We start from the raw sequence: 14,352 nt of genomic DNA on the forward strand, positions 1-14,352 counted from the left end.
TAGCGAAAATGGCGAAATACGACTTTGTGCTCTATGCGGCGCAAAGCGAGGATTTTATCGAAAAGCTGCGCGAACTCGGCTTGGTGGACATCACCACTACGGGCTGGGAACCCTCCGAGGAGGACCGCCAGCTGCTGCTCGATATCGAAGGACACGCCAAGGCGTTCGAATTCCTGCGCAACTTCCGCGCGGAAGAGGGGCGCTGCAAGGCCGGAGCCGAGCCTTTCGCAACGGGCGCCGAGGCCTACGAACACTATGCCGCGGCGCATCAGCAGGCGACGGCGCTCCACGCCGAGATCGGCCGTCTCGAAAAAACGGCCGACGAACTGCGTCCGTGGGGAGAATTCTCGCCTGAGAGAACCCGCTCGCTCGCCGAGCAGGGCATCGTGCTGCGATATTTCCTCACTCCGAAGAGCAATTACGACAAGTTCGAGGCCCAGTGGGCGGAACGCTATACCATCGCGCCGATCAACCGCACCGAATCGACGGTCTATTTCGTCGTCGTGGCGGCTCCCGGCGAGGAGGTGACGCTCGACGCGCAGGAGATGAAAACCCCGTCGATGGACATTCGCGAAGCGGAACGCCGCATCGCCGAAGCCCGGAAGGAGCTGAGCGCCCTCGACGCCGAATTCTCGCGCGTCGCGGTTTCGGAGAAGCTGCTCGCGGCGCATGCCGCCTCGCTGAAGGAACAGCTGCAGGGCGTGCGCGTGAAGGCTACGGCGCAGCAGGCGGCCGACGGAACGCTGGTCGTCATGGAGGGCTGGGCCGAGAAGGAGACTTCGGACAAGGTCGATGCCCTTTTGGAGCAGTATCCCAACGTCGTGTACCTCAAGGGCGATCCGACTCCTGAGGACGATACGCCCGTGAAACTGAAAAACAACTGGTTCGCTCGCATTTTCGAGCTGGTGGGCGACATGTACGCCCGCCCGAAGTACGGTACGATGGACCTGACGCCTTTCTTCGCGCCGTTCTACATGCTTTTCTTCGGCATCTGCCTGAACGACGCCGGTTACGGCGCCATTCTGGCCCTGCTGGGGGCGTGGATGCTGGCCAAGAACCGGCAACCCGGCATGATGCGTCAGGCCGCGTGGTTCGCCACGTTGTGCGGCTTGACGACGGTCGTCGTGGGACTGGCCTGCGGTTCGGTGTTCGGCGTGAATCTCAAGGAGTACTTCCCTTCGATCCCGTTCTTCGACTTCCAAGGCAGTTTCTTCTCGATCGCCTTGGCGATCGGCGTGGTGCAGATCGTGTTCGGCATGATGCTGAAGGTCGTCATGATCTCGGCTACCGTCGGATTCCGCTATTCGCTCGGTACGCTGGGCTGGCTGCTGGTGATCCTCGGCGGAAGCATCGCCGGCGGTCTGCCGCTGCTCAATCCCGAATGGGTGATTCCGTTCTACACCACCTCGTCGCCCGCGTTCTATGCGACGCTCGGCGTGGGTGCGGTGCTGATGCTGTTCTTCAATTCGCCGGGCAAGAATCCGCTGCTGAACTTCGGTCTGGGATTGTGGGATACCTATAATAATCTGACGGGCATCCTCTCCGACGTGCTGTCGTACATCCGTCTGTTCGCCATCGGACTCTCTGGCGGCATCCTCGCCACGGTGTTCAATGCGCTGGCCGACGGCTTCGTGCCCGAAGGTTCGGGCATCGTCGTGCGGCTGCTGATCATGATTCCGATTCTGCTCGTCGGCCACGGCATCAACCTCTTCATGTCCACCATTTCGTCGTTCGTGCACCCGATGCGTCTGACGTTCGTCGAATTCTATAAAAATGCAGGTTTCGAGATGTCGATGCGTTCGTTCGATCCCCTGCGCAAAATCGAAAATTCGGAAAACAAATAACAACTAAAACAAATTACAATTATGGAATCAACAACTGCAATTATTTTGGGCTATCTCGGCGTAGCGCTGATGGTGGGCCTTTCGGGCGTAGCGAGCTGTATCGGTACTTCGATCGCCGGTATGGCGTCGGTGGGCGCCATGAAGAAAAACGGCGGCGCTTTCGGTAGCTACATGATCCTCTCGGCCATTCCCGGTTCGCAGGGTCTCTACGGTTTCGTGGGCTACTTCATCATCAAGGGCTTCCTGACCGATTCGATGACGCTGCTGCAGGGTGCCGCCATCTTCGGCGCCGGTCTGCTGACGGGTCTGGTCTGCCTCGCTTCGTCGTACTTCCAGTCGAAGGTCTGCGCCAACGGTATCGCCGCTATCGGCAACGGCCACGACGTGATGGGTAAGACGCTTATTCTGGCCGCCTTCCCTGAGTTGTACGCCATTCTTACGGTAGCCGCCGTGTTCCTCATCGCGGGCGCTATCTGATCTGCCGCGCGGAATTTCTCACGGGCGGAACGTCGGTTGCGATGTTCCGCCCCGTTTTTTTTGAAAATGCTGCCCGAAGCGGTTCCCGATCGTAAAATAATACATTTATTGCATAAAATAGTACTTGTACTCTCGGCTGTTTTACGTAATTTTGTGAAAACTCAAAATCTTTTAAACCCTGACAGATATGAAACCGAACCGATTTATGCTGGCCTTGGCCGCGTTGTGCTTCGCCTCAGGCGGCGCTTCGGCGCAGCAGACCGACGGCAAGTCCGTGGCGCCCAAGACCTACAAGGCCTACATGGTCAGCGACGCCCATCTCGACACCCAGTGGAACTGGGACGTGCAGACGACCATCCGCGAGTACATCCCCCGCACGCTGTTCCAGAACCTCTACCTCATGGAACGCTTCCCCGACTACCGCTTCAGCTTCGAAGGCGGCGTCGTCTATTCGTGGATGAAGGAGTACTATCCCATGCATTACGAGCGGATGAAGACATACATCGCTTCGGGCCAGTGGCATATCGCCGGCGCGTCGTGGGACGCCAATGACCCCAACATGCCTTCGGCCGAGTCGTTCTTCCGCAACATCCTGCTCGGACAGGAATTCTATAAAAAGGAGTTCGGCGTGCGTTCGACCGATATTTTCCTGCCCGACTGCTTCGGCTTCGGCTATACGCTGCCGACGATCGCGGCCCACAGCGGCCTGATCGGCATGTCCACGCAGAAGCTCAGCTGGCGCAACCACGACTTTTACGACGCTCCCTACCACAAGAAGAATCCCTTCTCGTGGGGCGTGTGGTACGGCATCGACGGCAGTTCGGTGATCGCAGCCTTCGATACGGGCGGCTATAACTCGGAACTTCCTGAGAATGTGCAGTATAATGAACGCCTGATGGAGCGCGCCGCCCACGGTTATGACAACACCTGCTTCCGCTACTATGCCGGCGGCGGCGAAGGGGTCGGCGACAAGGGCAACAGCGGTACGGTGACCACTTGCCGCCGTCTGACCAAGGCGATCAACGACCCGAACGCCCCGATCGAGATCATCAGCGCCACGAGCGACGACCTGTTCAAGGCCTACCTCGGCCGCAAAGCCGAGCTGCCCTCTTTCGACGGCGAATTGCTGATGGACGTGCACGCTACGGGCTGCTATACTTCGCAGACCGCCATGAAATACTACAACCGCCGCAACGAGGAGCTGACCGGCGCCGCCGAGCGTGCTTCGGTCGCCGCCGACTGGCTCGGTGCGCTGGCTTACGACCAGCGGAAACTCACCGAGATCTGGCAGCGTTTCATCTGGCACCAGTTCCATGACGACCTGACGGGTACGAGTATCCCTGAGGCCTATACGTGGTCGTGGAACGACGAGCTGATCGCCCTGCGGCAGGGCGGCGACGTGATGAATTCGGCGGTCGGCGCGCTGAGCTATTCGCTCGATACGCGCGTCAAGGGTACGCCCGTGGTGGTCTACAACGCCGTGACCTATCCCGTCAAAGCCGTTGTCGAGGCCGAGATTCCGCTCGCCGCCAAAGCCAAGGGCGTGGCCGTATACGGTCCCGACGGCCGCCGCGTGGCCGCGCAGATTCTCAGCCGCGAGGGCGACAAGGCCGTGATCGCATTCGCCGCCGACGTGAAGTCGGTGGGGTATGCCGTCTACGACGTCCGTCCGGCATCGCCCGCCAGATCGTCGGCGCTGAAAGTGAACGGCAATACGATCGAGAACGCCGTTTACAAGGTGACGCTCGACAGGAACGGCGACATCGCGTCGCTCGTGGACAAGCGTTACGGCCGTGAACTGGTCGAGCAGGGCAAGGCCTTCCGTCTGGCGATTTTCGAAGGCAATCCGTCGAACGAATGGCCCGCATGGGAGGTGCTGAAGGAGGTCGTGGACAAGACCCCGCGCGCCGTTACCGACAACGTTTCGGTATCCGTCGGCGAAGAGGGGCCCGTGCGCGCTTCGCTCAAGGTGGAGCGCACGTACGGCGATTCGAAGTTCACGCAGTACATTACGCTGACCGACGGTGCGCAGGACGATCGCATCGACATCCGTACGACGGTGGACTGGAACAGCCGCAATACGCTGCTCAAAGCCGAGTTCCCGATGTCGGTGAGCAACGCGAAAGCCGCTTACGACCTCGGCATCGGTTTTATCGAGCGCGGCAACAACACGGCCACGGCATACGAAGTGCCCGCTCTGAAGTGGGCCGACCTGACCGACGCCGACGGTTCGTACGGCATCTCGGTGCTCAACGACTGCAAATACGGCTGGGACAAGCCCGCCGACAATACGATCCGTCTGACGCTGATCCACACTCCCTCGACCGAAAAACGTTACCCGCACCAGCGCGATCTCGATCTGGGCGTCAATCACTTCACCTATTCGATCGTAGGACATAAGGGAACCGACCGCAGCGGTGTTGTGGCCGCATCGGAACAGCTCAACCTGCCGCTCGTGGCTTACGTGGCTCCCAAGCATGCGGGATCGCTGGGGCGCACCTTCTCGATGCTGGAGTCCTCGACTCCGCAGATCGGCGTGCGTGCGCTGAAGAAGGCCGAGGACGGCGACGGATATATCGTGCGCTGCTACGAGCTGACCGGCAAGCCCGTCGAGAACGCCTGCATCACCTTCCCGGCTCAGATTCTCTCGGCCGAGGAGTGCAACGGCATCGAGGAGAAGATCGGCGCAGCCGAGACCGAGGGCCGTTCGCTGATCGTTTCGGCCGGCAAATTCGCTCCCAAAACCTACCGCGTGCGGCTGGCCGCTCCTGCGCAGAAGTCCGCGTTCGAGGTGAAGAGCGCGCCCGTGACGCTGCCTTACAACACGGTGGCCTTCACGACTGACGAGTTCTACACCTACTACCGTTTCGACAACCAGCGCGGCAGCTTCGCCGCCGAGCTGATTCCTGCCGAGCTGACCTGCAACGGCGTCCGGTTCGTGATGGGCGAGGAGAATGTCAAGGACGCCGTGACGTGCCGCAGTCAGGAGATCGAACTGCCCGAAGGCGGTTACAGGAAGCTCTACATGCTGGTGGCCGCTTCGGACAAGGAGTGCGAGGCCCTCTTCAAGGTGGGCGACTCCGAGCAGGCCGTCTATGTGCCGCTTTGGAAAGGCTTCTACGGACAGTGGGGCTGGCGCGGACACAGCGAAGCGTTCCTCAAGGATGCGACGATCGCGCATATCGGCACGCACCGCCATCAGGGCGACGTGGGCAACCTGCCTTACGACTTCTCCTACATGTATATGGTTTCTCTCGATATTCCCGAAGGTGCGCGGACGGTGACGCTGCCCGAAAACAAGAACGTGGCGGTATTCGCCATGACGGTTTCGGACAACGGCATCGACGACGTGCTTCCGGTGAGCGGCACTTTCATCCGTCCGGATGTGAAGTAACAAGTTTTTAAGTGGTATAATTAGGCGCTCCGGCCCGGCTGTAAAGCCGGGCCGGAGTTTTTGTGTCAGGACGGCGTTGTGACGCGGTTTGTATGGTTTTGTGCCCGAATTGTCATAAAACGGCGTGAAAACCGCCGATCGGGGGTGCGGGACGGTGCCGGGAGTACGTTTGTGTCCCGGATCGGAAAATACAATTTTGTGACAAAATAGTACCGGATCATGTACGGCGGAGAAATTTGCCGTCCGTATATTTTTCGGTCCGCATCTTATTTCTCAACTTTGTTTTCACGAAAAACCAACCGTTTAACCTAAAACTTAAAACCAGATTAGCCTATGGAAAAAAACTCCTGTCTGATCCTTTCCGCCGATTTTTTTGCGGAATCCCGTAATTTATCCTGTTATTTTCCCGTTTTCTGAATCCATGAACCGCATCCGCGTCACCGGGTGCGGGGAGTATATTTTAACTAAACCAAAAAACAATATCTATGACCAATTTTGGGCACAAAATCATGCTGACGGTTTTGGTGCTGCTGATTACCCCCCCCCTTGGGTTTGCAGCCGCAACCGTTAATGCCAGCCCCCTGACCCAGACATCCAAGGTCACCGTCAAGGGCGTTGTGAAGGACGCCGCAGGAGCGCCGCTGCTCGGCGTTACCGTCATTGTCAAGGGTACTTCGGTCGGAACCTCGACCAGTATCGACGGTGAATACCAGATCCAGTGCGCCGCCGATGCCGAACTCGACTTCTCGTTCATCGGCTACGAGACGCAGACGCTTCCGGTGGCCAACCGCACGCTGCTGAACGTGACGCTGAAGGAAGACGCGCAGCTGATGGACGAAGTGATCGTCATCGGCTACGGCACCACCACCCGCCGCCGTGCGGTGGGCGCCGTGGACCAGATCAAGTCCGAAGCCATCACCGAACGTTCCGTCGCCAACCTGACGCAGGCGCTGCAGGGCACTTCGCCCAGCCTCGTCATCCAGCAGCGAAGCAGCGACCCGGCCGACAACCAGCTCAACATCAACATCCGCGGTATCGGTACGATGAACAACAACGAACCGCTGATCGTCATCGACGGTCTGGTGTCGGACAACGCCAGCTTCAACAAGCTCAATCCCTCGGACATCGAGAACGTCTCGGTGCTGAAGGATGCCGGTACGGCCGCCATTTACGGTTCGCGCGCCGCCAACGGCGTCCTGCTGGTCACCACCAAGAAGGGCAAGCTGAATCAGGCTCCGACCGTCGAACTCACGGCTATGGTCGGCTGGCAGCAGCCCGAAGTGCTCTACACGCCCGTTCAAGGCTGGCAGAACGCCACGCTGCTCAACATTTCCAAAGCCAATTCGGGGCTGGCTCCCGCCTTTACCGCCGAACAGATCCGCGACCTCAAGGCGCACGGCAACGGCACGTTCTACATGGACGAGATTCTGCGGACGGCCATGCAGCAGAACTACAACGTCAGCGTATCGGGCGGCGGCGCCAATACGACCTATATGATTTCGGCAGGCTATTACGATCAGGAGAGCAACTTCGAAGGTCCCGATTACGGCCGCCAGCGTTACAATTTCCGTACGAACATCACCACCGAATACAAACGCGTGAAGGTAACGGCCCTGCTCTCCTATTCGCACGAGAACAGCAAGACGACGACCGACGGTTCGACCATCGCCAACGCGATGCGTATTCCCACCTATTACTATTACCGTCAGTACGATCCCGTCACGGGCAAATACCTGCTCAACGACAAACTGACCGACCGCAACTCGCTGGGCCTGCTCGAAGAGGGCGGTTACAACAAGTACCGCAACGACTATGTGAACGCCAACCTGTCGGCCGAGGTGAAGATCATCGACGGGCTGAAACTGCGCGGCGTGCTGGGTGCCGACATCTTCGCCGACCACCGCTATACGCGGACGCACGAAGTGATGTTCTACAATACCGACGCTGCGGGCAATCCGGTCGGCGAAGGCCGTTCGGCCAACAACGACAACAAGTCGGAGGACTGGAACAAACGCGCCTACCTGATCAATTCTCAGCTGATGCTCGACTTCGACCGTACGTTCGGCAAGCACCATGTGGCCGCCCTGTTAGGCGCCTCGAACGAGTCCTACACCTCCGAAGCGAACCAGATCTCCTTCAAATGGGCCGACCCCGATCTGGGTATCAACGGCGACGGCACCGAGGCCGTCATTTCGGGCGACGGCCGGTCTTCGGTGACGCCCGAAAACACGACCCGCACCAGCCTCACCTCCGTTTTCGGCCGCGCCGCCTATGACTACGACAACCGTTACTACGCCGAGTTCTCGTTCCGTTACGACGGCTCCTCGAAATTCCGTTCCGACCTGCGCTGGGGCTTCTTCCCCTCCGTGTCGCTGGGTTGGCGTCTCTCGCAGGAGGCTTTCATGGAGAGCTACCGCGACAACGTCGGCGACCTGAAGATCCGCGGTTCCTACGGTACGCTGGGCAACCAGTCGGTGGGCGACTACCAGTACTTCACCACCTACAACGTCTATTCGAACACCTATGCCTTCAATAACGTGGGCGTCGGCGGCGCCGGCTTCCAGCTCGGTACCGACAACCTGCAGTGGGAGGTGTCCAAGACCTTCAACGTCGGTTTCGACGCCTCGTTCTTCCGGGGCAAGCTCAACCTCGGCTTCGACTACTTCAACAAACATACGACCGACATTCTGGTCAAGCCCCAGACCCCGCTGATTCTGGGCACCGAGCTGCAGAACTACAACGCCGGCGAGATGCGCACGCAGGGCTGGGAGCTGACGCTCAGCTATGCGCTCAAGAAACGCGACTGGTCGCACTTCTTCCAGTTCAACATCGGCGACTCGTGGAACAAGGTGCTCAAATACGAGGGCTTCGAGGATATTTCCGGACAGGAAGAGTTCTGGCGCATCACCCGCGAGGGGCTGCCGTTCAACTCCTACTACGGTTACAAGACCGACGGCTTCTTCCAGAGCTATGACGAAATCGCCCATTCGGCCGTGCCGACGGGTAAGAGCGTCAAGCCGGGCGACGTGAAATTCAAGGACCGCAACGGCGACGGCACCATCGACGAGAACGACCGCTACTATCTGGGCAACGCCTTCCCGCGCTACACGCTGGGCTTCACCTACAACGTCGCATGGAAAGGCATCGACCTCTCGATCTTCCTGCAGGGCGTTCTCAAGCGTGACATGATGGTCCGCGGCGAGCTGATCGAGCCGTTCCACTCCAACTACGGTTACACGATGTACGAACACCAGCTCGACTTCTGGACCCCGACCAACACCGACGCCCGCTGGCCGCGTCTGACCGATATTTCGGACCCCTCGAACCAGAACAACTACCGCATGGGTTCGGACCTCTACATGTTCGACGGCAGCTACCTGCGCCTGAAGAACATCCAGCTGGGTTATACGCTTCCCGAACGGATTTCGATGAAATTCGGCGTCAAGCGCTTTAAGATCTACTTCAACGCCCAGAACCTGCTTACGTTCAGCAACTGTTCGTTCATCGACCCCGAATCTTCGGAGTTCGGCTCGAACATGAATTCGGGCGGCGCCAACTCAGGCCGCAACTACCCGAACCTGCGTTACTTCGGCGCCGGTCTGAACATCACATTTTAAATAAAGGCGAAAACTATGAAAACGACGATTTTAAAATATATCACCGTGACGTTCGCCGCCGGAGCGATGCTGCTCGCAGGCTGCAACGATCTGGATCAGGAGCCTACCAACAAGTTTACCGACAAGGCTTTCTGGACTTCGCCCGAACGTGCGAACATGGTGCTCAACATGGCCTACAACCAGATGTTCGGCCACGACAAGATCTGGCAGGACGAAGCCCTGAGCGACAACTTGTACGAACAGCGCGGCAATCCCGACACGCGCACGATCCGCATGGGACAGGCGACGCCCAACACGGGACTGTTCCGCAGCGAGTGGAAATGGGTGTTCGAGGGTGTCAAGACCTGCAATGTCTTTATGAATTTCGTGGACGAGGTGCCGGGCATGGACCCCGAACGGCTCGCCGGGATGAAGGCGCAGATCCGCTTTATCCGTGCATTCCTCTATTTCCGTCTGGCCAATTTCTACGGCGACATTCCCTTCTTCCTGCAGGATATTTCGCTCGAAGAGTCGCGCCGCGTCTCCCGCACTCCCTATCCGGAGGTGATGAGTGCGCTGCACCGCGAACTCGACGAGATCGTCGGCGACCTGCCCACCCGCGACGAACTGAAAGCCGACGACAACGGCCGCATCACCAAAGCCGCCGCCATGGTGCTCAAGGCGCGTATGTATATGTACGAGAACGTGCAGCGCACCGGCAATTCGGTTTCGGACAACATGCGCAAGGCCGCCGATATCTGCGACAAGCTCATCCACGAGCAGGGCACCTACGGCACCTACAGCCTGCTGACCCAAGGGTCCGGCGACGGCATTCCGGCCTATGAATACCTCTTTACCTCGGCCGCCGAATACAACAGCGAGGTGATCCTCGACTATGCCGCCGTCGAGCTGAACAAACAGTGGTCCACGCTCTATTCGATGGTTCCCCTGACGATGGGCGCCAACCTCTGCCAGAAGGCTCCGACGCGCGCGCTGGTGGACAGCTACCTCAATGCCGACGGCTCGGTTCCCGCGGACAAGACCGTCTATGCGAACCGCGATCCGCGTCTGACCGCTACGGTCGTCTACAACGGCTATGTGTGGAAAGACCGCAACGATAAGGGCGAATACGTGACCAAAGGCACGATCAACGTGACTTCGGGCAACGACAAGGCCGGTACGGACAACGGTTCGCCTACGGGCTTCTACACCCGCAAGTATTTCGATACGACCCACGGCAAGAACCTCGAAATGTGGACCAATATCATCATGATGCGTTATGCCGACGTGCTGCTGATGTACGCCGAGGCGAAGGCGTACCTGAACGAGATGGACGCCGCGGTGTGGAACGAGACGATCAAGCCGATCCGCCAGCGTGCGGGGCTGAGCGGCACCGACTTCCCCTCGTCGGGCGATTACACCCAGATCGTACGCGACGAACGCCGTGTCGAGCTGGCGCTCGAAGGACTGCGCTACTTCGACCTGATCCGCTGGATCAATTACAAGGACTCCAAGTCGCAGGGCGTCATCGACCTTTTGAACGGTGCGGTCTACGGCGCCAAGGAGCTGAACGGAGGCCGTCAGATCGACGAATTCAAGTTCAATTCCAGCCGGGACATCCTCTGGTCGCTTCCGCTCTCCGAAACGCAGCTCGTGCCGACGCTGCTGCCCAACAATTCGGGTTATTAATCGTCAATCAAAAAAGTATCGAAAACAATGAAAAAGATATTGAACATACTGATGGCGGCCCTCGTCCTTACGGGCATCTCCTGCTCGGAAGACTTGGAGTACAAGCCCGGAGGCGTCACTCCGGTGCAGACGCTGCTGCTGCCGGCCGACAACTATTACGTGGAGCTGCAGAGCGCTTCGACGGCGACGCTCCGTTTTTCGTGGGAGCCGGCGCTGGCTGCCGACGGACAGCTTCCCCATTACGAGGTGGTCTTCTTCGGCAAGCCCGGCGGCGAGATCATTTACCGTTGTGACGCCGGTTCGTCGACCAGCGTGGATATTGTCCACAAGGAGATCAACCGCATCGCCAATGCCGCGGGCATCGACGTCGGGGCCGACGGTGCCGTCTATTGGTCGGTCGTGTCGAGCCGGGGCGTGGATACCGCGCCTGTGGTTGCGACGCCCCGCCGGTTGGAACTGACGCGTCTGCTGGGCTTCAATGTGATTCCGGACCAGTTGTTCCTCACGGGCGAAGCCACCGAGGGCGGCAGCGATCTTGAGAATGCCTGTGTCGGCCGCAGGACCGGCGACGGCGAGTTTACCTTCTATCAGCAGCTCGAAGCCGGCAAGGGCTTTACGTTCGTCAGCTCGAAGGGCGACGACCGCACGACCTATACGGTCGTCAACGGCGTGCTGAACGACCAGAGCGCCGAACCCGCCACGATCGACCGATCGGGTGTCTACCGCATCAAGCTCGACCTCAATGTCCGCGGAATCACCTTCGAGCATATAGACCGCGTGGAATTCAATTTCGCACCGCGCACCGAAGACAACGGCAATATGGAGTATATCGGCAACGGCTGCTGGAAGTTCTCCGATTACAACGTCAAATTCAGGGAAGAGAGCTGGGGACTCGACCAGCGTTACAACTTCCATCCGGTTTTCGACGGGGTTACGTATGTATGGGCCGGTACGAAAGGCAACGACAGCAGCCCCAGCGCGCTGAGCGGCGCGGAGTATTACATTCTGACCGAGAATCTGTTTACCGGGGATGCCTATGGTCCCGAAAAGTTTAAGTTCCACAGCGATTTTAACGGTAAGAAAGTCGATATCACCCTGATTATGTCCGGTGACGTGGAGAATTGTACGCATGTAATCGAGATCGTCGGCTAAAAAATAATTGAACCTATGAAAAACATACTGAATAAACTGGTTGTTCTGCTGCTCGCGGGTTTTGCACTGGCGGCCTGTACCGAGCATACGGAATATGACGATACCGGCTTCAGCGCGGTCGAAAAACTGCTCTATCCGTCGGACGGCTACGCCCTCGATCTGATCGAACAGGCCGATGCCAACCTTTATTTCGAGTGGGAGGTCTCCAAGGTCGGAACTCCCGTCTACACTGTGGTTTTCCTCGATGCGGCCAAAAAGGAGATCGGCCGTTATCTGGCCGACAACAACGGTCAGAAGTCCTCGCTGAAAATGCTCCACAGTCAGCTCAATGCGATTGCCGGCGACGCCGGCATCGAGCCTGACGCTGCGGGCGACCTCTATTGGACGGTCAGCGCCGGACTGGGCGGAGCCGAACAGCTTTCGCCGGCCGAGCCGCACAAACTCACCGTCAAGCGCTATGCTTCGATCGACGCGCCCTACCACCTCTACGTGACGGGCGAAGGCTCCGAGTTCGGCACGGATCCCGCCGCGGCTAAACAGATGCGCGAGCTGGGCGACGGCAAGTTCGAGATTTACACCCGATTCACCGGCTCGTTCAGCTTCATCAACCGCAATGCGGCGGGCAGCAAGCGTACGTTCGGCGTCGCCGAAGGCCGCCTGACCGAGGGCGCCGACGCCGCAGGCACGGGCGACGGCGTTTACCGCGTACTGGTCGATTTCAAGGCCGGTACCGTGAAGATGGAAAAGATCGAAAGCGTGAAATACCACTGGTGCTGGACGCCCGATCCCGATGCCGTGATGGAATATGCCGGCAACGGCGTCTGGAAGCGTCAGATCACTTGGGACGGTGACAACCGCTACCGTTTCGACGCGGTGATCGACGGCACGGATTACATCTGGGGCTACTCGTCGAGCGATATGAGCGATTCGGACATGCCCTCCGGCCTGACCGGGCCGCAGTACAGGCTGTCAATGCGCGAAACGGGCAATATCAATCAGTGGGACTACTCCTTCAAGCATATCGCCGTGCTGAGGAACGTCACCTGCACGATCGTCGTGGACTGCTCGCCCGAAGCCGAGGCGTACTACCACCGTTACGAATTCGACTTCGCGCCCGAAGCCACTCCCGTGACGCTGATCTCGCCCGATGACAACGCCTCCGTCGTGCTGAATGCGCAGGCGGGCGCCAAGCTGACCTTCGCGTGGAACAAGTTTCCCGATTCGGACCCTGCGGGCAAGCTGACGAGCTATACGCTGGTCTTCTATTCGGACGCCGCGCTGGAAAAGGCCGTCGGCCGCAAGGAGGCGCAGTATAACGGCTCCGTGGACGTCTCCTTCTCCGAGCTGGAGTCGATCGCCGATGCCGCGGGCATTGCCGCCGAAGGCACGGGCGACCTGTACTGGGCCGTAGAGAGCAAACTGCTTTCGTGGACGGCGCTCTCCTCCGGCCGCAAACTCACGGTTACCCGCATGAAGGGTATTCCGACCGCCGCCTACATCACGGGCGCCGCTTCGGAGTTCGGTTCCGGCTATCAGGCCCTCAAGGCGCTGGGCGCGGGCAAGTTCGAGATTTTCACCAAGCTGACGACTGACGCCGCAGGGTACAACTTCACCGACGGCGATACGGCCGATGCGCGCAAGTTCGTCGTCGAAGGCGGTGCGGTCCGGGAGAGCGACGCAAGCGTCGTTTCGTCCGAAGAGGCCATCTATTACATCCTGCTCGACTTCGGCGCAGGCACGGCGAAGCTCCAGAAGATCGAGAACATGCGTTACCTCTCGCCGAACGTCAAGACCCAGCATACCGAGAAGCAGATCAAGCTGCCTTATCAGGGCAACGGCATCTGGTATGCCGCAGGTGTGGTGCCCTACCTGAGGGACTGGGACGACGACCGTTACTTCTTCTGGGCCGAGGTGGACGGCGTGAAGACCAAGTTCGGCGCCAATCCCGGCATGACGGGCGACCTGAATTCCAAGCCTGCCGAGAACGATTCGCGCTTCCGCGTATTCTGGCCGATCGCCGATGTGAACGGCGACGATGCCGGCGCGTTCAAGATGCTCCACGCCTACCGCGGCAACGACTCCAAGCGGGTGAACATCAAGCTCAACATGAGTCCCGATACGGAGCACTACTACAACTATATCGAGTATCTGGATTAACCAACTCTCCGGGGGAGGCGCGCTCCGCAAGGCGTGCCCCCCC

At 59.2% G+C, this 14,352-nt stretch carries 7 protein-coding genes; all 7 read left to right on the plus strand.

The features are described from left to right. The first annotated feature begins 8 nt into the window (after positions 1 to 8). The 7 genes from HMPREF9720_RS08580 (at position 9) to HMPREF9720_RS08610 (ending at position 14,309) form a co-directional block, all read left to right on the plus strand. Positions 9 to 1,844, plus strand: a complete 1,836-nt coding sequence (locus HMPREF9720_RS08580) for a V-type ATP synthase subunit I (RefSeq protein WP_009597754.1) — start codon at positions 9 to 11, stop codon at positions 1,842 to 1,844. 21 nt (positions 1,845 to 1,865) lie between these two features. Then, the gene (locus HMPREF9720_RS08585) at positions 1,866 to 2,321 is read left to right on the plus strand and encodes an ATPase (RefSeq protein ID WP_009597832.1); all 456 of its coding nucleotides are present in this window, start codon (positions 1,866 to 1,868) and stop codon (positions 2,319 to 2,321) included. Between the two features lie 187 nt (positions 2,322 to 2,508). Further along, the gene (locus HMPREF9720_RS08590) at positions 2,509 to 5,715 is read left to right on the plus strand and encodes an alpha-mannosidase (protein ID WP_039940250.1); all 3,207 of its coding nucleotides are present in this window, start codon (positions 2,509 to 2,511) and stop codon (positions 5,713 to 5,715) included. Between the two features lie 485 nt (positions 5,716 to 6,200). Continuing rightward, a complete protein-coding gene (locus HMPREF9720_RS08595) occupies positions 6,201 to 9,332 on the plus strand; it encodes a SusC/RagA family TonB-linked outer membrane protein (protein WP_009597799.1) in 3,132 nt (1,043 codons plus the stop codon). Positions 9,333 to 9,347: 15 nt separating this feature from the next. Then, positions 9,348 to 11,000, plus strand: coding sequence for a RagB/SusD family nutrient uptake outer membrane protein (locus HMPREF9720_RS08600; RefSeq protein ID WP_009597876.1), 1,653 nt, complete (start codon positions 9,348 to 9,350; stop codon positions 10,998 to 11,000). Between the two features lie 27 nt (positions 11,001 to 11,027). After that, entirely contained in the window at positions 11,028 to 12,152 is a 1,125-nt protein-coding gene (locus tag HMPREF9720_RS08605) for a SusE domain-containing protein (RefSeq protein ID WP_009597755.1), read from the plus strand. Between the two features lie 15 nt (positions 12,153 to 12,167). Next, the gene (locus HMPREF9720_RS08610) at positions 12,168 to 14,309 is read left to right on the plus strand and encodes a SusE domain-containing protein (RefSeq protein WP_009597795.1); all 2,142 of its coding nucleotides are present in this window, start codon (positions 12,168 to 12,170) and stop codon (positions 14,307 to 14,309) included. Positions 14,310 to 14,352: the final 43 nt, after the last annotated feature.

It is taken from the genome of Alistipes sp. HGB5 (genome assembly GCF_000183485.2).
GTDB classification, from domain to species: Bacteria; Bacteroidota; Bacteroidia; order Bacteroidales; family Rikenellaceae; genus Alistipes; species Alistipes finegoldii.